Below are 22,774 nucleotides of genomic sequence, written 5' to 3'. Positions count from 1 at the left end.
TTACCATGGCGGCCATGGCCGACCAGCAGCCCGATGAACCGGGGACCCAGCCGCTGAACCCGCGCGACCTACGGGTGTCCGACGCGGAACGCGAGCACGTGGTCGACGTGCTGCAGAAGGCGATCGGCCGCGGCATGCTCGACCTGACCGAGTTCACCGAGCGCACCGACATCGCGCTGGCCGCCCGCACCAGGGGCGAGTTGAACGTGGTGCTCGCCGACCTGCCGGGGCTGACGCACCGGGACGCGATGGTGACCACGGCGAGCCCGCCGGCCTCGACCAGGCTGCCCGGTGACCGGCTGGAGCTCAAGGCGCACGGGTCGACCCTGACCAGGGCTGGCCGCTGGGTGGTGCCGGGTGAGCTGGCCGTGCGCAACAAGTACGGCAGCACCAAGCTGGACTTCACCGACGCGCAGGTGACCTCGCCGGTGGTGCACATCGAGCTGGACGCCAAATGGGGTTCGGTGGAGATCGTGATCCCCGAGCACGCCGCGGTGGACGTCAACTCGATCACCGAGGTCAAGTGGGGTTCGCTGGAGGACAAGACCAGGTCGAACGGCTACGCGGGCTCGCCGCGGTTCGTGCTGTCCGGGCGGGTGCACGGCGGCTCGCTGACCATCCGCAACCCCCGCCGCGGCCTGTTCCGCTGACGTAACTCCCGTCCCGGCTGTACCGGCCCAACGTGACGTTTGGCTCGTTCTATTGGCCGAACGTCACGTTGGGCCGGTTCACCTCAGGCGGTGATGGCGGCCTTGGCGGCGACTCTGGCGGCAGCGGGGTCGGTGGCCGCGAGGGCGGCTTGAGCGGCCGCTTCGCATTGCGCCATGCCCACTCCGGCCAGGCTGGCACCGACCGCCCGTACCGCGGCGGCGTTCATCGACAGACTGGTCAGGCCGAGCCCGGTGAGCACCAGCGCGAGCAGCGGATCGGCGGCCGCTTCGCCGCAGACGCCGGCCGGTTTGCCGGTGGCCTTGGCGGCCGCGCCGACCCGTTCGACCAGCCGCAGCAGGGCCGGCTGCCACGGGTCGTTCAGCTTGGCCACCGCGCCGAGCTGGCGGTCCGCGGCGAAGGTGTACTGGGCCAGGTCGTTGGTGCCGATGGAGACGAAGTCGACCACCTCGAGGATCTGGTCGGCGGCCAGCGCCGCAGCGGGCACTTCGATCATCACCCCGGCCCTCGGCACGCCCGCGGCGGCGGCCCGCTCGGCGAACCACGCGGCTTCGGCCGCGGTGGCCACCATCGGCGCCATCACCGAGACCTCGGCGCCGGAATCCGTCGCCGCACCGGCGATGGCCGCCAGCTGGCGGTCCAGGATCTCCGGGCGGTCGAAGGCCACCCGCAGCCCGCGCACACCGAGCGCCGGGTTGGGCTCGTCCTCCTGGTCGAGGAACGCCAGCGGTTTGTCCGCGCCCGCGTCCAGGGTCCGGACGATGACCGGTTTCCCGTGAAACGGAGCGAGCACCGCCGCATAAGCGGCACGCTGGTCCGAGACGGTGGGTTCGGTCGGCGCGTCCAGATAGCAGAACTCGGTGCGGAACAGGCCGACACCTTCGGCACCGGCTTCCGCCGCGGCGGAAGCGTCGGTGACCGAGCCGACGTTGCCGAGCACCTTCACCCGGTGCCCGTCCGCGGTCCGGCCGTGCCCGTCCCATTCGGCCGGTCCGCTCGCGACGGCGGCCACCGCCGGGGCGTCCGGGTCGGCGGGCTCAACCAGCCCGGTGTCACCGTCCACGGCCAGCGCCTTGACGTCCAGTGCTAGCAGCCCGCGCACCGCGACCACGGCCGGGATGCCCAGCGACCTGGCCAGGATCGCGGTGTGGCTGGTCGGCCCGCCCTCCTCGGTGACCAGCGCGAGCACCTTGGCCGGGTCCAGACCGGCGGTGTCCGCTGGCGCGAGGTCGCGGGCGACCAGCACGCTCGGCGCGGTCAGCTCCGGCACTCCGGGCGGGTCCACCCCGAGCAGCTCGGCGACCAGCCGGTCGCGCACGTCCTGCACGTCGCGCACCCGCTCGGCCAGGTAGCCGCCGGCCGCGGCCAGCGCCTCGGCGAAACCGCCGGCCGCGTCGTAGACGGCCTTGGCCGCGGGCAGCCTGCCGGTGCCGACCAGCTGCTCGGCCTTGCTGACCAGCGCCGGGTCGGCGGCCATCGCCGCGGTGGTGATCAGGATGGTGGCGGCCTCGCCGGTGGCGGTAGCGGCCAGCGCCTCCAGGCGGGCGGCGACGACCTGCGCGGCGGGCGCGATCCTGGCCGCCTCCGCGGCCGGGTCGGCGGGCGCCGGGGTGCTCGCCGGCTCACCGAGCGGCTCCGCCACCCGGACCACCGGACCGCTCGCACGGCCGGGGCTCACCGCCACTCCGCTCAGGCTCGTGTCAGACATGGTCTAGACCATACCGTTCCAACTCGGGTGGTGGTAGCCGGTCTCACCGACCTTCCCGCGCGAGGAGCTCGGTGAAGTACCAGCCGATCGAGGCCGGCTCCGGGGGCACCTTGGACGCGCGAAGCACCGGCACGACCTCCTCGGCCCACCATCGCGCGGCGAGCCGGTCGCGGTCCAGTATTCCGTGCCGGAAACCCCACGCCTCGGCGGACTCGGCCAGCCGCGACCAGCTCGACCGGCAGTCCAGCCAGAGCCCGAACCGGAGCGGATCCGGCAGCGGGACGCGTTCGAGGAAGGCCCGCTCGGCCGCCTTCACCGGAAGATCGGCCAAAGTCAGGCAGCGCGGCGCGTGTGCCACCGTGCAGAGCCAGCGGACGCTGGCCGCGATGGTGGCCTGGCCCCTGGCCCGCGCGATGGACACCCGGTGGTGACCGTCCTCGGCGAAGTACATCTCCCCGACCCGGATCAGCCGCACCGGCGGCAGTTCGAGGTCGGTGGCGGCGACCGCCTCCCAGCGTTCGCGCAGCGCCCGGCTCCGCGGCCGGAACAGCCGGTCGAAGTCGCCCGCCCTGGCCACCGTGCCCACGATGTCGTCCACCGGGACCTTGTACTCGCTGGTCACCACGTGCCCGCGGGCGGTGCCGAGCGCGGCCAGCGCGTCCGCCAGCGGCACGATCTCCAGCTCACCAGGGCGGCCGAGCAGGCGCGCCAGCCGGCCGCGACGCCAGGTGCTCACGAACTGATCGGTCACGTCGGGATCAACGCGGCCGGTGTGCGCCGGATTCCGGGCTCAGCCGAGTTCGGCGGCCGTCGGGTAGGAGGGCTGGGCGCCGGGCTTGGTCACCGAGAACGCGGCGACCCGGACCGCCCGCCGGGCGGCGTCGGCGAGGGTGGCGCCCTCGGCGAGCGCGGCGGCGAGGGCACCGGCGAAGGCATCCCCGGCACCGGTGGTGTCCACGGCCGCCACCTTTTCCGAAGCCACCTCGGTGCTGCCGGTCCGCTCCACCACCAGCGCGCCGCGGGCGCCGAGGGTGACCACCGCCGAACGCGGGCCGAGGTCCAGCAGCTTCGCCGGGTCGCTGTCGGTTTCGCCGAGCAGCCAGGCCGCCTCGTGCTCGTTGACCAGGAGCACGTCCAGCGCTTCCAGGGTCTCCGGCCGCACCTCGGCCACCGGCGACAGGTTCAGCAGTGCGCGCACCCCGACTTCGGCCGCGGCGCGCACCGCGTGTTCCACGGTCTCCAGCGGGATCTCCATGGACGCCACCAGCACTTTGACCCCGGACAGCGCGCCGACGTCCGAGGGGGTCAGCGCGGAGTTCGCGCCGGGGGAGACCAGGATCGAGTTCTCGCCGTCCGGGGTGACGGTGATGTAGGCGATCCCGGTCGGCCGCTCGGAGATCCGCACCAGGCCGGTGTGCACCCCGGCGGTGCGCAGCGAGTCCAGCAGCAGGGTGCCGTACGCGTCGTCACCGACCGCGCCGAGCAACGCGACGTCCGCACCCAGCCTGGCCGCGGCGACCGCGGTGTTCGCGCCCTTGCCGCCGGCCGACACCCGGGTGTCGCCGCCGAGCACGGTCTCGCCGCCGCCGGGGCGGCGGTTTACCGGCACCACAAGATCAGCGTTGGCGGAGCCGACCACCAGCACGTCATGATTCATAGCCGAAGCCTGCCACGAGCGGCCGCGAGCCGTTGACCCATAAGCACGTATGCATAAGTGAAGAACTTTGTAACTTATTGCTCGCCAGGTGCGACACTTAAGCAGGAGCTTGCCGAATGTCACTCTTTCGGGGTATATCCAGTCCCGAGACGTCACATCGAGGGGCAGGTGGGCTCTCCAGTCACGCCGCCGCGTTCGCGCGGCCGCGTTGTCCGACCGAAGGGCCATCCGGCCCAGCGGTCGGGCATCGGGTCGCCGGCACCGATCGCGTAGCCCCCCGAGTGATCGGTGCCGGCGGCGCCCGGCCCGCCTAGGCGGGCTCCCCGCGGATGAGCCCGGGACGCAGTTCGCGCACGGCCCCGCGGACCCGCTCCACCGCGGTCGCGCTGAACGACCCCGGCAGCCGGTAACCCTCGCCCGCACGCAGATGCGCCATCTCCTGATGCCGCTTCGCGAACTCCTTGCCGGCGGGCACCAACTCCACGAAGTACTTGCCACCATCGGCGCCGACCCGTACCGCGGCGAGCTCGGACCAGAGCAGCTCGTACTCCGCCGGGCTGCGATCCCACCAGCTGTGCTTCTCCAGGCCGTACCAGCGCAACCGGTCACCGGAGAGGATCAGCTCGGTCCGCTTGCTCTTCTGCACCGACAACGGGCTGTTCCAGAACAGCACCACCAGCGCGGCCACCACCCCGGCCAGGGTCACCACCAGCAGCGGCTCCTTCAGCCCGGCCGGCGCCACCGCACGGAACGCCAGTGCCAGCAGCCCGATCGCGAGCAGGCCACCGCCGAGCGCGAACGCCCGGCGCGGGTTCGCCGCGGACGGCTCGATCGTCACCGGCCGAACCTCGCGGACGGGCTCCCGGTCCGGCGGGCCCGGCGCGGGCGCCTGCACGATCGGCCCCGGCACCTGCTTCTCCACCGGAGCGGCTCGCACCGAAGGCGCGGCACCTCGCAGCGTCGCTTCGCCCCGGCCCCAGCGCGCGACCGCCTGCCGCACCTGCTCGGCCTCGGCCTCCGCGAGCACCGGCTCGGCGGTGTAGGACGGCTGCTTGCCACCGAGGAACGAACCCGCCAGCGACTGGTGCCGCTTCGCGAAGTCCGCGTTCTTCAGCAGCAGGACGACCCGGTACCGCACGGCCGAGCCATCCGCACTGGCGTTGTCCCTGGTACCCCGGTCCAGCCTGGTGCCGGCCAGCTCCGGCCACCGCGCCGACCAGACCGTCGAACCGGCCACCCGCCACTGGATCCCGGACTCGTCGAGCACCAGCTCCCGCGGCCTGGCGCGCCGGACACCGAGCACCACCAGCAGCGGAACCGCGAGCACGCAGAGCACGCCCATGGTCGCGGTGGTGGTTGAGTCGGCCGCGTTCCTGGCGAGCTGGGCCGGCAGCATCACCGCCAGCGAGACCACCGCGGCCACCGCGACGACCCCGGCGGCGACCAGCCACCGCCACAGTTTTCCGGTCGCTTTGTCGATAATCAGCCGGTCGCCCTGCGCCTCATTCTGCGCCTTATTCAAGGGTCCCCGAAATCCGTTCTTTGCCCTGTTCCGGGAAGATCCGCGTCTCGTCGCGGTCGTGCTGCCGCTTGCCGCGCGACTCGCGGCCGACCGGCTGGCCGTCCGCCTCCGTGTCGGAAGCGCTGGCCTGGTCGTACACGTTCTTGGCGATGGTCTTGCCCATCTCCTTGCCGACCTCGGTGACCGCGTTCATCGGCAGGTCCTTCACCGCCGTCTTCATCGCGTCGACGATCCGGCCGGAGTTGTGCGCAAGCCCGCGGGCCAGGTACTTCGCCGCGTCGGCCAGCATCGTGCCGAGCTTCGCCAGATGGTCGGCGGCCTTCTGGAACGCACGCGTGAGCTTCTGCACCCACGACATGCACTCGGTGCCCTTCTCGATGGCGAAGGGCACTCCCTCGGCGGCCAGCGCCGCCGGATAGGCGGGCGGCGGATACTTCAGCAGGATCCGGACGATCTTGGCCAGGGTGTCCGCGATCAGGTCGCGGATGATCGTGCGGACCACGTTGAGGATGGTCTTGCAGATGTCCACCAGTCCGGAGACGCCGTGCGCCGCGTCCGACAGGCCGACGTAGACGTCGATCTGGTCCTGGGTGTAGGTCCGGTACTGGTCCGCGGCCGGGCCCTCCCAGTGCGCGCAGTCCTTCTGCACGCTGTCGGTGAGCTCCTCGGCGGTCTTCTGCACGTGCTCGCTGATCTTGGCCCAGGTCTGCACGGTGAGGTCCAGGGTGTCCTGGTCACCGGTCAGCCAGTCCAGCGGCTCCTTGAGGAAGTCGACGTGCTCGATGATCCAGCCGAAGCCCATGCTGAGCAGGCCCTCGATCGGGTCCTTGAGGAAACCCTTGACGTCCATCGCGCCGGAACCGAGGTCGAGCAGGCCCTCCGCCCAGTCGCCGCTGAGGATCTTCTCGGTACCGCCGATGAAGTCCTGCGCCATGCCGGCGCCCTCGAGCGCATGACCGACGGGGGTCTTCTCCGCGGCCGTCTCGCCCTTCGCCTCCTCGACGATCGCGTTGTCAGCCACCGGGGTTCGCCTTCTTCATCAACGCCTGCACGGCTTCCTCGTCGACATGCTTGCGTTCCGCCCAGGTGTGCAGGGTGGCCACATGCCGCTCCCCGGCTTCCACCGCGGCCTGCAGAGTGTCCGTCGCGTCGCTCATGGTGTTGTTGCACCACAGCGCCAGCGGCTGGCCGAGCAGGCCGAAACCGCCCTCGTCCATCCGCTGCCTGGCGGCCTCGTAGGCGGTCTTCAGCTCGCTGTAGGTGCCTTCCACCTGCTTCGCGTGCGCGGTGATCTCGCCGAGGTCGACGTCGAATCCGCCGTCGCTCATCGGAGGAAACCTCCCGAGAAGTAGTCGTCGTCATGACCCTGTGGAGCGTCCGGCCGCTGCGGGCGCGGGGGCGCCGGTGGCTTGGGCTTGGGTTCCGGCTTGGGTTGGGGCTTGGGTTGGGGCGCCGTCTCGTGCCGCTCCTCCTCGGGAATGAACCGGTTCGGCGCGGCTGCCTCCGGCGCCCCACCTTCGACGTAGGAATCGGGCTCCGGTTCCGGGTACATCGAATGCAGCCGCCCGACCACCTCGGCCTCGGTCTCGCTGCCGCTGATCGACGGCACCCCGGTCCGGACCGCCTCGGCGAGCTTGCTCTGCGCGGCCCGCATGGTGCGCATGATCTCCTCGGCGAGGTCCGGTTTGGCCCTCGCGGCCGCGCCGATCTGCAGCCCGGTGAGGTTGCCGAGGTGATCCACCTCGACCGCGATCTGGCCGTCCCGGCTGCGCTCGCCGACCGTGACCTGCTCCATCTCCGCGGCCATCTGGTTGGCGTGCTGCTGAGCAGCGGCCATCTTCGCTTCGAAGGCGTCGAACAACTGCTGGGGCTGCTCCACCCGGTCCTCCCCTTGGCATCGAGTGCGATCAACATCGCGGAGTGTGACATACCAGCCGTACTCCGGTCTGGAGTATCGCCAACCCGCCGGGATTTCCCAACCCGGACCACCCGGGGGAGACAACCGCACGTCCGTGATCAGCGAGTCCCGGCCGATATCCTGGGCTGAGCTCATAGAATGCGGAAGAAGGTGTTCCAGCTGTGTTCTAACAAGCGTCCCAGCGGGGTGAGGATGGAAAAGCCCACACGCCGCGGACGAGTGCGGGCCGCCACGGACCACGACATCCGGCAGACCGCGCGTGCCCTGCTGGTGGAGCACGGGCCGGAGGCGGTCACGCTGCGCGCGATCGCGCGGGAGCTCGGCATCACCGCGCCCGCGCTGTACCGGTACTACGGCTCCCGCGACGACCTGATCGAGCACCTGCGGCTGGACGTCTGCGCAGACCTCGGCGCGGAGCTGGCGGAGGACATCGCCGCCCTGTCCGACCACGGCGGGGCCACCCAGCTGTTCGCGGTGTGCAGGGGCTTCCGCCGCTGGGCGCTGACGCACACCAAGGAGTTCACCCTGGTGTTCGCCTCACCGACCGGCGGCACCGGGTCCACCGAGGGCAGCGTGGCCAGGATCAGCAGGGTGGACGAGCCGTTCGGGCGGATCTTCCTGGTCTGCGCCGGGCAGGTGCTGGCCACCCAGGAGCTGGACACCCCGCCGGACGACGCGGTGCCCGCCGAGATCCGGGACGACCTGCTGGTCTTCCAGCGCGACCTGCTGTCCGTGCTGAACGAGTCCGGGCTGGACTTCCCGGCGGACAAGCTGGACCTCGGCACCACCTACCTGATGATCCAGTTCTGGGCGCGGCTCTACGGCCACGTCACCCTCGAGGTGTTCGGCAACTACCCGATCCCGGTGTCCAAGCCGGACGTGCTCTTCGACGCCATGCTCGCCGACCTCGCCCGCGAGATCGGCCTCAAGTTCGACTGACCCCGGCCGGGCGCCGGGTCAGAGCACGACGTTGACCAGGCGGCCGGGCACCACGATCACCTTGCGCGGGGCGTTGCCGCCGGTCAGCGCGACGATCTTCTCGTCGGCCAGCGCGGCGGCCTGCACGTCCTCGGTGCCGGCGTCGGCCGGCACCGTGACCCTGGCCCGCACCTTGCCGTTGACCTGGATCGGGTACTCCACGGTCTCCTGAACCAGGTACCGCGGCTCCACGATCGGGAACGGCCCGTGCGCCAGCGAACCGGACCTGCCAAGGCGCCGCCACAGCTCCTCGGCCACGTGCGGGCACAGCGGGGCCAGCATCAGCACCAGCGGCTCGGCCAGCTCACGCGGGGTGACCTCGGCCGAGCCGTAGCTCTTGGTGAGGTAGTTGTTCAGCTCGATCAGCTTCGCGCCGGCCGTGTTGAACCGCATCTCCGCGTAGTCCTCGCGAACCCCGGCGATCGTCCGGTGCAGCTGCTTGAGGTCTTCCTCGGTGGCGGTGCCCTCCACTTCGGACACCCGGACCGCGCCGGTCTCCTCGTGCACCACCAGCCGCCACAGCCGTTGCAGGAACCGGTGCGCGCCGACCACGTCCTTGGTCGCCCACGGCCTGGACACGTCCAGCGGGCCCATCGCCATCTCGTAGAACCGGAAGGTGTCCGCCCCGTAGTTCTCGGAGATCTCGTCCGGGGTGACCACGTTCTTCAGGCTCTTGCCCATCTTGCCGTATTCCTGCTTGACCTCTTCGCCCTCGAAGAAGAACTTGCCGTCGGTCTCGACGACCTGCTCGGCGGGCACGTAGAAGCCGCGGGAGTCGACGTAGGCGAAGGCCTGGATGTAGCCCTGGTTGAACAGCCGCCGGTACGGCTCGTCCGAGGACACGTAGCCAAGGTCGTGCAGCACCTTCTGCCAGAACCGCGAGTACAGCAGGTGCAGCACGGCGTGCTCGACCCCGCCGATGTAGAGGTCCACGCCGCCGGGGTCGGTCGCGCCGTGCTCGGCCTGTCGCGGGCCCAGCCAGTAGCGCTCGTTCTCCGGGTCGACGAACCGCTCGGTGTTGACCGGGTCGGCGTAGCGCAGCTGGTACCAGCAGGAGCCGGCCCAGTTGGGCATGGTGTTGGTGTCGCGGCGATAGGTCTTGGGCCCGTCGCCGAGGTCCAGGGTCACCTCGACCCAGTCGGCCGCCCTGGACAGCGGCGGCGACGGCTCGGAGTCGGCGTCCTCCGGCTCGAAGGTGCGCGGCGAGTAGTCGTCCACCTCGGGCAGTTCGACCGGCAGCATGCTGTCCGGGATCGCGTGCGCCCGCCCGTCCTCGTCGTAGACCACCGGGAACGGCTCGCCCCAGTAACGCTGCCGGGAGAACAGCCAGTCGCGCAGCTTGTACTGCACGGTGCCGTGCCCGTGCCGGTGCTCCTCCAGCCATTCGATGATCGTCTTTTTGGCCTCGTCGACGCCCATCCCATCCAGGAAGGCCGAGTTGATCGCGACCCCGTCACCGGTGAAGGCCTTGCCGTCGAACCCGTCGGTCGGCTGGACGGTGCGGATGATCTCCAGCTCGAACTTCTCCGCGAAGTCCCAGTCGCGCTGGTCCTGGCCGGGCACCGCCATGATCGCGCCGGTGCCGTAGCCCATCAGCACGTAGTCCGCGACGAAGATCGGGATCTGCTTGCCGTTCACCGGGTTCACCGCGTAGGAGCCGGTGAACACGCCGGTTTTGTCCTTGTTCTCCTGGCGGTCCAGCTCGGACTTCCGGGAGGCCGCCCGGCGGTACCCGGCGATCGCTTCGGCCGGTGTCGCCGCGCCGCCGGTCCAGGATTCGGTCACCGCGTTCGGCCACTGGGCCGCGGTCAGCTCGTCGACCAGCGGGTGCTCGGGCGCCAGCACCAGGTAGGTGGCGCCGAACAGGGTGTCCGGCCGGGTGGTGAACGCCTCGATCTCCTGCTCGCCGGCGGCGAAGGCGACCCTGGCGCCGTGCGAGCGACCGATCCAGTTGCGCTGCATGGACTTGACCTTCTCCGGCCAGTCCAGCCGGTCAAGGTCGTCCACCAGGCGGTCCGCGTAGGCGGTGATCCGCATCATCCACTGCCGCAGGTTGCGCCGGAACACCGGGAAGTTCCCGCGCTCGCTGCGCCCGTCCGGGGTGACCTCTTCGTTGGAGAGCACGGTGCCGAGGCCGGGGCACCAGTTCACCGGTGCCTCGGAGATGTAGGCCAGCCGGTGCGAGTCGATGATGTCGCGTTGTTCGGCCCTGGTCAGCTCGCACCAGCCGCGGCCGTCCGGGGTCGGCCGCTTGTCCTGCGCGTACTCGGTCTCCAGCTCCAGGATCGGCCTGGCCTTGCCGGCCCGCTCGTCGTACCAGGAGTTGAAGATCTGCAGGAAGATCCACTGCGTCCACCGGTAGTACTCGGGGTCGATGGTGGAGATGCGGCGGCGCTCGTCGTGGCCGAGGCCCAGCCTGCGGATCTGGCGCAGGTAGGTCTGGATGTTCTCCTCGGTGGTTTTGCGCGGGTGCTGCCCGGTCTGCACCGCGTACTGCTCGGCGGGCAGGCCGAACGCGTCGAAGCCCATCGTGTGCAGCACGTTGCGCCCGATCATCCGGTGGTACCGGGCGAACACGTCGGTGCCGATGAAGCCGAGTGGGTGCCCGACGTGCAGCCCCGCGCCGGACGGGTACGGGAACATGTCCTGCACGAACAGCTTGTCCGAGGGCACCGGCTTGCCCTCTTCGGCGAGCGGACCGGCCGGGTTCGGCGCGTGGTAGGTGCCGTGGTCGGCCCAGTAGTCCTGCCAGCGCAGCTCGATCTGCCCCGCCAGTGCCGCCGTGTAGCGGTGGCCGGGGGCCGTATCGGTCGCCTCAGTCATGGCCGGTTTCCTCCGTGTAGTGCGCCTGCCGCGTGGTAGTCCGGAAATGAATCGACCCCCCAGCCGGAGGGCATGAGGGGTCGCCGCGCTGGACCGGAAGTGCGGTCAGCGCGGCCGGCTAAGGAGCAGGCGTGCGATGCTCACGCATCCATGGTAGCGGGGCGGCCCGTCCGCATTCGGTGCAGGTCGCACTCCGTGCCGCCGGGTTGTGCACACCTGGCGCGGCCTGTGCACAACCCGGCTCGAACGCGGGGGACCGCGGCGGGGCGGCGGTAGGCTGGGCTTGGGTCGCCCCCCGGGATCGGGTGGGGGCTGCGCGGGGGCGGGCTGTGCGGGGACGGGCTGTGCGGGGACGGGTATGCGCTGCGCCGTGTCAGGGGAGGGCCAGTGCGATCAGCTGGGTGACCTGGGTGGCGGCGAAGTTGTCGTCGCTGACCAGCAGGAGGCTGCGTTCGCCGGAGGGCAGCCGAGGACCCAAGGTCATCCCCTCCACGTTGTCCACTGTGGACAGAGTCGAACCCGGGATGGCGGCGAGGTCCGCGAGCAGGCGCTTGCGGACCGGCTTCAGCTTCTTCGCGTTGCCGAGGGAAGGCACGTCCATGACGTTGGTGGCGCCCTTGGTGTCGACCTCGAACAGCCGGACCTTGTTGCCGACGCCGGTCACGAAAGAGCGCTCCAGCACCAGGAACCGGGTGGGATCCAGCGGGTCGGCGGCGAGGATCGACGAGACTCCGGTGGTGGCGAACGCACCGGGCGGGTTCGGCGACGCGAACACCGGCTCCTGCGGGTAGGCGTACTGCGCGAGCACCGGGCCGAACCGGCTCTGCACGGTGATCCGGGAAAGCGAACCGTGCTCGGGTGTCGCCTCCGGGCCGTCCTGCAGCAGCGGCCCCTCGACCGAGCTGACCAGCAGCGAGCCCGCCGCGGCGAAGGTGAGCCCTTCCAGCGCGAGGTTCTGCCGCGGGCCGGCGCCCTCGGTCATCCGCTCGTTGTCGGGGATCGGCAGCTCACCGGCATACCCGCCATCCCGGGTGGCCACCCGCAGCGACGGGTCCGCGAGCGTGCCCCCGGCGCGCTCGCCCTCCTGGACCCAGTAGTACCGCCCGGTCCACGGATCCACCCGCAGGTCTTCCGGGTCGACCCCCTGCTTCGGGTAGGTGCTGCCGTCCGGGCGGCGCAGCGGCTCGGTGTCGGTGAAAGTCACCGGGCCGAGACCGCCGGCGGTGACGTCGAACCGTGCCGTGTAGAAGCGCGCGGGCTGCAGGGCCGAGCGGTCGTCGCAGATCAGCACGTACTCACCGGTGCGCCGGTCGTAGTCGATCCCGGACAGGCCGCCGACCGTGGTGCCGTCGAAAGGCAGGGCGTTCGGCACGGTCGTGGCACCGAGGAAGCGCACCGGGGCGGGCTCGGCCGCGGCCGGTGCGGCCAGCAGGCCGAGGGCGAGGGTGCCGGCCACGCCGGTCACGAACAGGCGACTTGACATGGCGTTCAGCACAGCGGATCAGGGTATCGGCAAGGTTGCCCGCACATGACACTTATCCTGATCGGGTGTTCGTAGTCGCGCTGATCCCCATGTTGCTCGGTGTCCTGGTCGGCTGGGGCGGCCTGCTCGGCTGGCGCGAACGGCTGCCGCGCGATCGCGGCGCCGGCGTCCGCACCAGCGCCACCCTGCGCAGCGACGAGGCGTTCCGGCTGGCCAACAAGGTCGCCGGGCTGCCGACCATCGCGGCCGGCGTGGTCGGGCTGCTCGGCGGGGCGGCCGCGCTGGCGATGCCGAGCACCTCGGGCCTGCTCACCGCGGCGCTGGTCGGCCTGGTCGGGCTGTTCGGCCTGCTCGCCGCCGGCGGGGTGCTCGGGCACCGGGCCGCGCAGACCGTGCCGGCCCCGCCCGAAGAGCCGGCGGTCCCGGCCGGCTGCACCGGCTGCGCCTGCGGCTCGGGCGGCTGCTCGGCGCTCAACAAGGCGGCGAACAACTAGTTCCGCTGCAAGTCGCCCGGATGGGTGGCCAGCAACGCCGTTGGCACGCCCTGGCGGCGCAGCACCTGGCCCCACAGATCGCGCTCCGGGGTGGCCAGCACGTCGTTGGGCAGCGCGGGCACGATCAGCCAGTCACCACGGTCGATCTCCCTGGCCAGCTGCCCCGAGTCCCAGCCAGCGTAACCGGCGAACACCCGCAGCCCGCGCACCTTGGGCACCAACACGTCCGGATCGGCGTCCAGGTCCACCAGCGCCACCGGGCCGCGCACCCCGATCAGCCCCGGCACCCCGGCCGCCTGCTCACCGGTGCGCAACGCGGCCAGGCACAAGGCAGTCTTCTTCTCCACCGGACCGCCGACGAACACCGACTGCGGCTCCACCACATGCCGGCCCCAGCTGGGCAGCACATCGTCCACCGGCACCTCGCTCGGGCGGTTCAGCACCACGCCGAGGGTGCCCTCGTCTCGGTGATCGATGACGAAGACCACTGTCCGCCGGAAATTGGGATCGAACATCGTGGGGGCTGCGACCAGGAGCGTTCCCGGCTCAACCTCGGCGTCCGCAGGCACGCCGCCCATGATCCCACTCCCGGTGTGAAGAAGTCGCGCGGCGCGGGAACAACGCCTTCCATCCGCCCGTTGGAGGAAGAGGCCGGCGCACTCCGTGTCCCCCGGGCTCACTGAAGAACCGCCTTTGTGGAATACCGTCCGGCTGGAGCCACACTGCGCATAGCCGCCGAGAGGCGACCAAGTGCGTCGGCCTGTCGTGGTCGGTGGGGGGCTCTGCGGCCCCCCACCTTCCCCTACGGCCCTAGGCTTGGGGGATGTGACGGCGAAAGCGGGACCCGGGGTCGAACGCGAGAGCGTGCGCACCTACTTCGCGCTGCCGGGATTCCGGTGGCTGCTCTACTGCCGCTTCGCCGCGAGCTGGTCCGACGGGATGTTCCGCGCCGGGCTGGCCGGGGCGGTGCTGTTCAACCCCGAGCGCGCCGCCGACCCGCTGACCATCGCCGGCGGTTTCGCCACCCTGCTGCTGCCGTACTCGCTGATCGGGCCGTTCGCCGGCGCCCTGCTGGACCGCTGGGACCGGCGCCGGGTGCTGGTGGTGGCCAACCTGCTGCGCGCGCTGGCCATCCTGGCGACCGTGCTCGCGCTCAGCGCCGGGGTGAACGGCGCCGGGTTGTTCTCCCTCGCGCTGCTGGTCGAAGGGGTAGCCCGGTTCGCCGGTTCCGGGATGTCCGCCGCGCTGCCGCATCTGGTGCCGCCGACCTGCCTTGTCGGCGCGAACGCGGCCGCGACCACGCTCGGCGCGATGGTCGCGGTGTTCGGCGGCGGCTGCGCGATCGTGCTGCGCGCGCTGTTCGGCGCGGACGACGCGGGCTCCGCGCTGACCACGTCCTTCGCTTTCGCCGGCCCCGTGTTGGCCGCGTTGATCGCCGCCAGGTTCGCCCGCGGCAGCCTCGGACCGTCCACAGTGGACGAGCCGGCGGACGCGGTGCTGGCGGTGGCGCGGGGCCTCACGGACGGCGCTCGGGTGGCGGCGCGCACGCCGAGCGTGCTGGCCGGGTTCGCCGCGCTGTTCGCGCATCGCGCCGCCTACGCCGTCTCCCTGCTGCTCAGCGTCCTGCTGATGCGGTTCTCCTTCACCGACCTCGGGCTACTGCAGGCCGGCCTGCCCGGACTCGGCCAGCTCGCACTGCTGGCGGGCGCCGGCATCCTGCTCGCCGGTTTCCGCACCGCCTGGCTGATCCGCCGGTTCGGCCGGACCAGGGTGGTGCTCGGTGCGCTGCTGCTCGCCGCGCTCGCCCAGCTCGGGCTCGGGCTGCCGATGACCCTGCCGACCACGCTGGCCGCGTCCTTCCTGATCACCGCCGCCGGCCAGGTGCTCAAGCTGGGCGTCGACTCGGCGATCCAGCGTGACGTCGAGGACGCGGCGCGGGGCCGGGTTTTCGCGCTGTACGACACGTTGTTCAACCTGACCATGGTGGCCGCGGTTTCGGCGGCCGCGGCCCTCACCCCACCGGACGGGCGTTCGCCGCCACTGCTGCTCGCCGCCACCGCCTGTTACCTGCTCGGCGGCCTGGGTTATCTGATCGTGCTGCGACGGCGGCCGGCCGGTGATCTTTGACCGATAACGCCACGAACCGAACCTACGCTCGGGTACCGTCCAAGCCGGTCGGGACTGATCGAAAGGCATGGGGGCATGAGTCAGTCGCAGCTCGAACTCAGCGCGGCCGAGCAGGGGGTGCTGCTCAGCAGGATCGGCAAGCTGGCCCGTGAATACGCGCCGGAAGGCGGCCGGCGGATCGAAATCGACTTCCAGCAGCTGGGTGAGCTGGTGGAGCTCGAAGCCCGCACGGTGGACGACAGCACCGAGCGGCTCTTCGCGACCCCGCCGGAACTGCTCGACCTGCTAACCGAGCTGCGCACCGGGATGTACCGGCCGGGCCGGGGGGCCTGGCTGCGGGCCCGCTACACGCTGAACCTGGAAAGCATCGAGCACGCCGGGGCCACCTTCGACTTCGACTTCGCCCTGGACGACGAGCCGCGCTGGCACCACCCGCCGGACGACGCCAGTACCGCGTTCGCCGACGAACTGGCCACCTTTCCCCGCGCGGCCGAGCACATTCCGGACTGGTGGCGGCTGCGCATCGGGCTCCCGCTGAACCTGAACTTCCGGCGCGCGCAGGTGGTGCGGACCGAGACGGCCCCGCTACCGGAAGCCGAGGTGCCGCACGTGCTGCACTACCTCGAGACCGAACCGGTGGTGTCCGGCGAGGACGAGAGCGGCCCGGACGTCTTCGCGTCGGACGCCGACCCGGTGCCGGCCGGCCTGCACACCGACGGGATCTGGATCTGGCCCGCGGCGGTGCCCTACTACCTGCGCAAGTACGCGATCGCGCCGGAGCCGGAGCTGGTCGAGCACATCCGCGCGCGGAACTTCCAGCCGCCGTACGTGCCGCCGCTGGTGCGCCGGACCGCGGCCGCCGACCTGCGCGGCGAGCCGCGGCCCGAACCCGGCCTCGCCGACTACGCGCGGACCACCGCCGACCTGGCCGCCCGGTGGGAGACCCAGCCGAACCCGAGGCTGCGTGAGCTCGAGGTGCTGATGGTGCTCGCCAAACGACTCGGCGAGCAGGGTGTCTGGCCCAGCGCGTACCGGATCGGCGGGCGGGCCGACGGCGCCTGGTGCCTGAACTCCACCGCAAATGGCTGGGAAGTCGCCTACTACACCGGCGAGACCCCGGTGTCGCCGCAGCTGTTCGACCGGGTCACCGACGCCGCCCAGCAGCTGCTCGGCGCCCTGCTGATGCATCCGGCGAGGATCACCGCCGGCCAGGAGACCCCGCTGGAGACCGCGACCGAGCTGGCGGACTGGCCGATCGGGCCGTCGGACGGGGAGCCACCGCTGACCCTGCTGCGGAACAAGCGGATGCTCGCGCTCACCGCGGGCAGCACGGTGCTGCGGTTCGGCGACGACACCGGCAACCTGGTGCACTTAGCCGGTGCCCGGTTCCCGTCCACGTCACTGCCGCTGGAGCGGGAACGCACCCGGCGCCAGTACCGGCTGCACCGGCGGCTGTACGTGCTCTCCGGCATCACGGTGCCCTGGGCGAACATGCCCGGCGGGGCGGTGGCCTACGTGCTGCCGAAGACCGTCGGCGAACATGTAGCGGACGGCAGCCTGATCGAGCTGCCAGAAAGCTGAACACGGACAGCAAGCGGTGAGGCGATGAGCCGACGGATATCCGCCGGGCTAGATTTGACCCGGATTTGACGCAAACTCGCCGGTAGTGGAGTCGAGGCAGTGCAGTTGGGGAAGTCGGGGAACACAGGGGGAGCAGTGCGTTATCGAGTTCAGGCGGCGGAGCGGCCGGACGCCTTGTACGCGGTCTGGCAGGGCAGGGTCTTCCAGGCCCAGCGCTCGACCGCGGACGGGACCATGCTGCTGGTGGTGCCACCGGGCGAGGAACCGGCGGAGGGGTTCGACCTGGAGTGGGACTCCCGCCCGGCCAAGGTGGTGCCGGCCGCGGAGCCGAGCGCCACGTTCAGCCTGCAAACGCACTGCTACTTCGACGACGAGATCTACCGGGTCGCGCCGCAGGCCACCGGTGGGCCGCTGACCCTGCGCTGGACCGGCCGGGACGAGACGCGGGCCCGCCAGCTCGGCCTCACCGACTTCAGCATCACCGCCGGGCCGGACGGGATCACCGCGCTCTGGCAGCAGCGGCACGACTTCGCCGAACCGGACACCCCGCGCCCGGCACCCGGCAGCACCGAGCAGGGTGACCAGAGCACCCTGCTGCGCGAGCTCGGCCGCACCTTGCGACGCATCCAGCCGGACGGCTGGCAGCGGGTCGGCGCGCAGTTCCGCCAGGTCGGCGACTACTCCGAGCTCGAAGTGCGGTCGGTGGCCGAGGACCAGGTGACCTCGCTGTCCGCCCCGCCGCGGCTCGGCCAGCTGTTCACCCTGCTGCGCTCGGCGATGTACCGGCCCGGCACCGGCACCTGGTTCCAGGGCACCTTCACGCTGAACGCGGACGCCACCTTCGACTTCGACTTCGACGTGGACGCCGAGCCGAACTGGCGGCTGCCGCCGAACGAGGACGGGCGCCCCACCGAGCGCGCGTTCGGCGCCGAGCTGGCGTACTTCCCGCGCGACCGCCGGCACGTGCCCACCTGGCTGGCCGCGAAGGCCGGGCTGCCGCTGGACGTCGCCTTCCGCCAGGCGAAGGTGGCCGACGGCCCGCCGGAAGCGGAGAACGGACGTCCGGTGGTCAACCGCCCGCCGGTGCCGCCGGAGGAACTGCGCGGCGTGCTGGACTACCTGTACCGGTCGCCGGTGGCGCTGGCCAGGCCGGGCCGGCTGCCGGACCTGTTCACCCCGAACGTCAAACCGGACGTGCCGGACGCCTTCCACACCGACGGGGTCTGGATCTGGCCCGCGGCGGTGCCGCACTACCTGCGCAAGTACGGGGTGCCGCCGGAGGCCGAGCTGGTCGAGCACATCAGGGCGAACGCGTTCCGGCCGCCGTACGTAGGCGAGCGGCTACGCGCCACGGCGGAGGCGGAGCTGCTCGGCAAGCCGTTCCCCGCGCAGTCCAAAGAGGACATTCCGGAGACGGACCCGGTGACGCTGGTCGACCGCGGCGGGCAGCCGAGGACCGGGCTGCGTGCTTCGGAGGTGCTGACCGTGCTTCAGCGCCGGCTGACCGAGTACGGCGTGCCGATGTCCGCCTACCGGATCGGTGAGGAGGCCGATGGCGTCTGGTCGCTGCGGCGGACCGAGCACAGCTGGGCCGTGTCCGGCCCGGACGGCGCCGAGCAGGCCGATTTCGCGCATGTCGAAGAGGCGGCCAGGTTCCTGCTCGGCACCCTGCTGCTCTACCCGGGACGGGCGACCAACGGGAGCGAGACCGAGGCCGCCGAGCAGCCGCCGGACTGGCCGGTGCTGCCGCTGCGCGGCGAGCCGCCACTGAACTTCTACCGCAGCAAGCGGATGGTCATGCTGCCCGCCGGCGCGATCGTGCTCCGGTTCGGCAACGAGGCGGGCAACCTGGTGCACGACGAGTCGACCCGGTTCCCGGAGACGTCACTGGCCGCGGAACGGGAGCAGCAGCGGGCCCGGTACCGGCTGGCGCGCCCGCTGCGGGTGCTCACCGGCGTCACCCTGCCGTGGGGTGCGCTGCCCGGCGGCGCGGTGGCCTACCTGCTGCCCCGCCCGATCGGCCACCACCTGGAGACCGGCGCCCTAGAACGAAGCTGAGATGAGCACCGCGGGGGACCACCAGTAGTCGGCGAACCGGTGCACGGTGACCTCGGTGTATCCGGCTTCGGCGAGCTGCGCGCGCCAGGCCGGCACCGGCTGCTCCCAGTTGTTCCGGCCGCCGTCCGGTGCGGTCTGGCCGAGCAGCATCGGCAGCAGGAAGCCCTGCGCGACCAGGCGCGCGTCCTCGCCGTACTCCGCGATCCCGCGCTCGTACCTGGTCACCAGCGAGGACAGGTACTCGGCGCTGCCTTCGGTCAGCTCCGGGATGTCGAACTCGGCGAGCAGCAGGGTGCCGGTGCGCCCCCGCAGCGCCCGCAGCACGTCCAGCCGGTCGGACGGCGTCAGCGACTGCAGGGCGAAGGTGGACTGGGTCAGGTCCCAGTGCTGGTCCGAGGTCGCCAGGAACTCCTGCGCGGTCCGCCGCGAGCTGCGGGTGACCGCGGCACCGAGCCGTGCCTGTGCCTGTTCGAGCAGCGCGGCCGACGGCTCCACCAGCTCGACCGACCCCGGCGCGTGCCCGGCCTGTTCCAGCGCGGGCGCGATGGCCAACCCGTCCCCGCAGCCGAGGTCCAGCAGCGAATCCGGCCGGAGTGTTTCGTAGCACCTTGCCAGTTCCGCGCTGAGCCGCTGGTACAGCTCGACGTTGCCGCCGCCGCGGACGAAGGTGGTGAACGCGGCGGGCTGGTCGTACACCTGCCGCCCGTTCGCGCTGTCCAGGTGCTCGGCCAGTTCGGCGCCGAGCCGCGAACCGAGCCCGGCGGCCCGGCCCGCCTGGCGCGCGGCCGACTCCCGATCGCCGTCGCGCAGTGCCGACAGTGCTTCCACGAGCAGTGTTTCCGTCCCCATGCACCCACACTGGCAGCTACTCGATCAAGAAGGAACCCAGAGCGTGACCCTGGTGCCTTCGCCCGGCGCGGACTCCACCAGCGCGGTCCCGCCGACCTCGGCCAGCCGCGCGGTGATCGACTCGCTGATGCCGAAGCCTGGCTTCGAAGTCGCGGTGAACCCGGCGCCGTGGTCGCGGATGGTCACCGCGATCCCGCCGCCGCTCTCCGCCACCCGCACCACCACCTGGTCGGTGCCCGAGTGCTTCACGGTGTTGCGCATGGCTTCCCGCACCGCGTCGCGGACCGCGATCTGCCTTGCCTCGGAAAGCGTGTCGCTGTCCAGCTCGGCCATCACCAGCTGCGCGCGCAACCCGTCACGGGCCATCTCCGCGGCGAGCGCGGCCAGCTTCTCCCCGAGCGGCCTGGTGCCGGCTTCGGCCGCCGTCTCCAGGGTGGCGCGGAGTTCCACCGCCTGCGCCCGCGCCAGCCGGCGCAGCTCGGTGAGCTGCTGCTCGGCGTTGCCGCGGCCGGGCAGCGCCAGCGCCTCCAGGGTCTGCAGCACGGTGTCGTGCAGGGCGCGGTGCTGCTGGGCGCGTTCGGCCTCGCGGCCGTGCCGGATCCCGTACGCCAGCGCGAGCCGGGTGCCGAGGCCGATCAGCACCAGCGCGCCGGTCACGGTGAGCAGCACCCCCAGCATGGTGCCGAGCCCGGTGAACGCGCCGCTGAAAGTCCCGTTGTTGAGCCAAAGCGCGGTGCCGCGCAGCGGAACGGCGAGCGCCAGCAGGCCCGCGCCGTACGGCACGCCGATGGCGAGGGTGAGCAGCGCGATGGCGCCGAGCAGATGCTTGCCGGGCACCGCCATCGCCGTCTCGAAGGCAGGCGCCGGCACGGTGGCCGCGACCGCCAGGTTGGCCAGCACGGTGAACACCACGTCGAGCACCAGCAGCCTGGCCGCGTTGTGCCCGCTGAACGGCGCCCGCCGCAGCAGCCAGACCGCGCCGAACACGTTCAGCCCAACCGACAACGCGGCGACTAGCAACACCGGCAGCACCCCACCGTTACCGCCGGCCAGGAACACCGCCAGCGCCCCCGGCACGGACAGGATCCGGTAGACCAGCGGCACCAGCGCGACATACCGAGTGGCCCGCAGCAGCAGTCCGTCCTGCCGGCGCGCGTCCACCGGGCCCGCCATGTGCCGGATCCGGCGCAGCGCGCTGATCGGGGTCGGGTCGGAGACCTCGTCGGTCAGCGCGTCCGGCGCGGTGGCCAGCACCCCGGCGCCGCGCCGGAGCAGCGCGGCGAGAAACCCACGGCGTCGCTGGGGCTCGGGCGCCGGCGGCTCGGCAGGCTTCTCGGAGGACAAACTCGGCCACCAGCTCTCCGGGCTACCTGGACGGGTGATCAAGTATCCGATATCTGGTGGCGCGGCCGAGGCAGGAGCACCGAAAGTTCCCCGGAATGCCCTAGTCCCGCCTCAGGAGTTCACCGGCGGTTCGATGCCCTGGTCTCTGGCCCAGTTCTTCAGCTCCGCGACGGCCTCGTCGTGCTCCAGCGGCCCGCGGTCCAGCCGCAGGTCCTTGAGGAACTTCCAGGCCTGACCCACCTGCGGGCCCGGCGGCAGGCCGAGCAGCCGCATGATCTCGTTGCCGTCCAGGTCCGGCCGCACCCTGGCCAGGTCCTCCTCGGCGGCGATCCTGGCGATCCGCTCCTCGAGCTCGTCGTAGGTGCGCTGCAGCGCGGCGGCCTTGCGCTTGTTGCGGGTGGTGCAGTCGGCGCGAACCAGCTTGTGCAGCCGTTGCAGCAGGTCGCCCGCGTCGGTGACGTACCGGCGAACCGCCGAGTCGGTCCACTCGCCCTTGCCGTAGCCGTGGAACCGCAGGTGCAGGAAGACCAGCTGGGAGACCTGCTGCACGATCTCCTTGCTGTACTTCAACGCCCGCAAGCGCTTGCGGGCCATCTTCGCGCCGACCACCTCGTGGTGGTGGAAGCTCACCCCGCCGCCCGGCTGGAACTCGCGGGTGGCCGGTTTGCCGATGTCGTGCAGCAGCGCGGCCAGCCGCAGCACCAGGTCCGGCTCGGCGGCCGGGTCGTCCCGGCGCTCCAGCTCGATCGCCTGGTCCAGCACGGTCAGCGAGTGCTGGTAGACGTCCTTGTGCTGGTGGTGCTCGTCGATCGCCAGCCGCATCCCCGGCACCTCCGGCAGCACCTCGGCGGCCAGTCCGGTGTCCACCATCAGCTCGATGCCCTCGCGCGGGCTGGCCCCGGTGATCAGCTTGGACAGCTCGGCCTGCACCCGTTCCGCGGTGATCCGGGTGAGCTGCCCTGCCATCTCGGTCATCGCGTCGACCACCCGTGGCGCCGGGGTGAAACCGAGCTGCGCGACGAACCTGGCCGCGCGCAGCATGCGCAGCGGGTCGTCGGAGAAGGACTCGGCCGGGGTGGCGGGGGTGTCGAGCACCCTGTCCCGGATCGCCTCCAGCCCGCCGTGCGGGTCGACGAAGGTCTTCTCGGTCAGGTCGATGGCCATCGCGTTCACGGTGAAGTCGCGGCGCAGCAGGTCGCCCTCGATGGAGTCGCCGAAGGTGACCTCGGGGTTGCGGCCGACCTTGTCGTAGCTGTCCGCGCGGAAGGTGGTGATCTCCAGCGTCCGCCCGCCCCGGGTGACCCCGACGGTGCCGAAGGCGATGCCGACGTCCCAGATCGCCTCCGCCCAGCCGGCCACGATCCGGAGCACCTGGTCCGGCCGCGCGTCGGTGGTGAAGTCCAGGTCGGCGGACAGCCTGCCGAGCAGCGCGTCCCGCACGCTGCCACCAACCAGGTACAGCCGATGACCCGCCTTGGCGAACAGAGCGGCGAGCTCATCCGCCACCGGAGCGATGCGCATCAGTTCGGTCACCGCGTTCCGCTTCGCGAGAAGTTCGTTCAC

At 71.6% G+C, this 22,774-nt stretch carries 19 protein-coding genes; 6 read left to right on the top strand and 13 right to left on the bottom strand.

Annotated elements, in window-relative coordinates; all coding sequences use genetic code 11:
- Positions 1-5 precede the first annotated feature (5 nt).
- Positions 6-650 carry a DUF1707 SHOCT-like domain-containing protein gene (locus AMYNI_RS0116420; RefSeq protein ID WP_020669113.1) on the top strand — a complete coding sequence of 215 codons (645 nt, stop codon included), beginning with the start codon at positions 6-8 and terminating at the stop codon, positions 648-650.
- Between the two features lie 83 nt (positions 651-733).
- Here the strand turns inward: AMYNI_RS0116420 and ptsP are convergent, their stop codons facing one another.
- The 7 genes from ptsP to AMYNI_RS0116385 all read right to left on the bottom strand — a co-directional run bounded on the left by ptsP (position 734) and on the right by AMYNI_RS0116385 (position 7,435).
- Positions 734-2,377 carry a phosphoenolpyruvate--protein phosphotransferase gene (ptsP, locus tag AMYNI_RS0116415; protein WP_026360533.1) on the bottom strand — a complete coding sequence of 548 codons (1,644 nt, stop codon included), beginning with the start codon at positions 2,375-2,377 and terminating at the stop codon, positions 734-736.
- Positions 2,378-2,420: 43 nt separating this feature from the next.
- Complete coding sequence (locus tag AMYNI_RS0116410; protein WP_020669111.1) at positions 2,421-3,128, bottom strand: hypothetical protein; 708 nt, start codon at positions 3,126-3,128, stop codon at positions 2,421-2,423.
- A 39-nt stretch (positions 3,129-3,167) separates the two neighbouring features.
- Positions 3,168-4,034 (bottom strand): ribokinase, encoded by an 867-nt coding sequence (locus AMYNI_RS0116405; RefSeq protein ID WP_026360532.1) that lies wholly within the window; start codon positions 4,032-4,034, stop codon positions 3,168-3,170.
- Positions 4,035-4,344: 310 nt separating this feature from the next.
- Positions 4,345-5,556, bottom strand: a complete 1,212-nt coding sequence (locus AMYNI_RS0116400; RefSeq protein WP_020669109.1) for a hypothetical protein — start codon at positions 5,554-5,556, stop codon at positions 4,345-4,347.
- Positions 5,549-6,577, bottom strand: a complete 1,029-nt coding sequence (locus AMYNI_RS44685; protein ID WP_020669108.1) for a hypothetical protein — start codon at positions 6,575-6,577, stop codon at positions 5,549-5,551. The genes AMYNI_RS0116400 and AMYNI_RS44685 overlap by 8 nt, the downstream gene beginning before the upstream one ends.
- Positions 6,570-6,884, bottom strand: coding sequence for a hypothetical protein (locus tag AMYNI_RS0116390; RefSeq protein ID WP_020669107.1), 315 nt, complete (start codon positions 6,882-6,884; stop codon positions 6,570-6,572). Before AMYNI_RS0116390 ends, AMYNI_RS44685 begins: the two co-directional genes overlap by 8 nt.
- Positions 6,881-7,435, bottom strand: a complete 555-nt coding sequence (locus AMYNI_RS0116385) for a YbaB/EbfC family nucleoid-associated protein (RefSeq protein ID WP_020669106.1) — start codon at positions 7,433-7,435, stop codon at positions 6,881-6,883. Before AMYNI_RS0116385 ends, AMYNI_RS0116390 begins: the two co-directional genes overlap by 4 nt.
- A 231-nt stretch (positions 7,436-7,666) precedes the next feature.
- Here AMYNI_RS0116385 and AMYNI_RS0116380 point away from each other — a divergent pair, with 231 nt between their 5' ends.
- Positions 7,667-8,413 (top strand): TetR/AcrR family transcriptional regulator, encoded by a 747-nt coding sequence (locus AMYNI_RS0116380; protein WP_026360531.1) that lies wholly within the window; start codon positions 7,667-7,669, stop codon positions 8,411-8,413.
- 18 nt (positions 8,414-8,431) lie between these two features.
- Here AMYNI_RS0116380 and leuS read toward each other — a convergent pair whose 3' ends face one another.
- A complete protein-coding gene (gene leuS / locus AMYNI_RS0116375; RefSeq protein ID WP_020669104.1) occupies positions 8,432-11,275 on the bottom strand; it encodes a leucine--tRNA ligase in 2,844 nt (947 codons plus the stop codon).
- Positions 11,276-11,648: 373 nt separating this feature from the next.
- Positions 11,649-12,758, bottom strand: coding sequence for an esterase-like activity of phytase family protein (locus AMYNI_RS0116370; protein WP_026360530.1), 1,110 nt, complete (start codon positions 12,756-12,758; stop codon positions 11,649-11,651).
- Between the two features lie 65 nt (positions 12,759-12,823).
- Here AMYNI_RS0116370 and AMYNI_RS0116365 point away from each other — a divergent pair, with 65 nt between their 5' ends.
- Positions 12,824-13,252 (top strand): SdpI family protein, encoded by a 429-nt coding sequence (locus tag AMYNI_RS0116365; protein WP_020669102.1) that lies wholly within the window; start codon positions 12,824-12,826, stop codon positions 13,250-13,252.
- Here AMYNI_RS0116365 and AMYNI_RS0116360 read toward each other — a convergent pair.
- On the bottom strand, positions 13,249-13,830 hold the full coding sequence (locus AMYNI_RS0116360) for a YqgE/AlgH family protein (protein WP_020669101.1): 582 nt from the start codon (positions 13,828-13,830) through the stop codon (positions 13,249-13,251). The two genes, AMYNI_RS0116365 and AMYNI_RS0116360, sit on opposite strands and share 4 nt — an antisense overlap.
- A 247-nt stretch (positions 13,831-14,077) precedes the next feature.
- Between AMYNI_RS0116360 and AMYNI_RS0116355 the strand changes: the two genes are divergently transcribed.
- The 3 genes from AMYNI_RS0116355 (at position 14,078) to AMYNI_RS0116345 (ending at position 19,018) form a co-directional block, all read left to right on the top strand.
- Entirely contained in the window at positions 14,078-15,379 is a 1,302-nt protein-coding gene (locus AMYNI_RS0116355; RefSeq protein ID WP_425387903.1) for an MFS transporter, read from the top strand.
- 75 nt (positions 15,380-15,454) lie between these two features.
- Positions 15,455-16,960: a TNT domain-containing protein gene (locus tag AMYNI_RS0116350; RefSeq protein WP_020669099.1), complete on the top strand. Its 1,506-nt coding sequence runs from the start codon at positions 15,455-15,457 to the stop codon at positions 16,958-16,960.
- A gap of 135 nt (positions 16,961-17,095) precedes the next feature.
- Positions 17,096-19,018: a TNT domain-containing protein gene (locus AMYNI_RS0116345; RefSeq protein WP_026360529.1), complete on the top strand. Its 1,923-nt coding sequence runs from the start codon at positions 17,096-17,098 to the stop codon at positions 19,016-19,018.
- On the opposite strand, the gene AMYNI_RS0116340 is transcribed toward AMYNI_RS0116345, so the two are convergent.
- The 3 genes from AMYNI_RS0116340 to AMYNI_RS0116330 form a co-directional block, all read right to left on the bottom strand.
- A complete protein-coding gene (locus tag AMYNI_RS0116340; protein WP_020669097.1) occupies positions 19,004-19,867 on the bottom strand; it encodes a class I SAM-dependent methyltransferase in 864 nt (287 codons plus the stop codon). The genes AMYNI_RS0116345 and AMYNI_RS0116340 overlap by 15 nt on opposite strands.
- Before the next feature lie 24 nt (positions 19,868-19,891).
- Positions 19,892-21,211 (bottom strand): sensor histidine kinase, encoded by a 1,320-nt coding sequence (locus AMYNI_RS0116335; protein WP_020669096.1) that lies wholly within the window; start codon positions 21,209-21,211, stop codon positions 19,892-19,894.
- A gap of 111 nt (positions 21,212-21,322) precedes the next feature.
- Complete coding sequence (locus AMYNI_RS0116330; protein ID WP_020669095.1) at positions 21,323-22,774, bottom strand: CCA tRNA nucleotidyltransferase; 1,452 nt, start codon at positions 22,772-22,774, stop codon at positions 21,323-21,325.

The sequence above is a fragment of the Amycolatopsis nigrescens CSC17Ta-90 genome, assembly GCF_000384315.1.
GTDB classification, from domain to species: Bacteria; Actinomycetota; Actinomycetes; order Mycobacteriales; family Pseudonocardiaceae; genus Amycolatopsis; species Amycolatopsis nigrescens.
The sequence above is the reverse complement of the archived record's forward strand: the minus strand, read 5'-3'. Positions and strand labels throughout refer to the sequence as shown.

Coding starts and splice junctions, on each gene's coding strand:
- AMYNI_RS0116420 (WP_020669113.1), top strand. CDS start 6: ATGGCGGCCATGGCCGACCAGCAGCCCGATGAACCGGGGACCCAGCCG.
- ptsP (WP_026360533.1), bottom strand. CDS start 2,377: ATGTCTGACACGAGCCTGAGCGGAGTGGCGGTGAGCCCCGGCCGTGCG.
- AMYNI_RS0116405 (WP_026360532.1), bottom strand. CDS start 4,034: ATGAATCATGACGTGCTGGTGGTCGGCTCCGCCAACGCTGATCTTGTG.
- AMYNI_RS0116390 (WP_020669107.1), bottom strand. CDS start 6,884: ATGAGCGACGGCGGATTCGACGTCGACCTCGGCGAGATCACCGCGCAC.
- AMYNI_RS0116380 (WP_026360531.1), top strand. CDS start 7,667: ATGGAAAAGCCCACACGCCGCGGACGAGTGCGGGCCGCCACGGACCAC.
- leuS (WP_020669104.1), bottom strand. CDS start 11,275: ATGACTGAGGCGACCGATACGGCCCCCGGCCACCGCTACACGGCGGCA.
- AMYNI_RS0116370 (WP_026360530.1), bottom strand. CDS start 12,758: ATGTCAAGTCGCCTGTTCGTGACCGGCGTGGCCGGCACCCTCGCCCTC.
- AMYNI_RS0116360 (WP_020669101.1), bottom strand. CDS start 13,830: ATGGGCGGCGTGCCTGCGGACGCCGAGGTTGAGCCGGGAACGCTCCTG.
- AMYNI_RS0116350 (WP_020669099.1), top strand. CDS start 15,455: ATGAGTCAGTCGCAGCTCGAACTCAGCGCGGCCGAGCAGGGGGTGCTG.
- AMYNI_RS0116340 (WP_020669097.1), bottom strand. CDS start 19,867: ATGGGGACGGAAACACTGCTCGTGGAAGCACTGTCGGCACTGCGCGAC.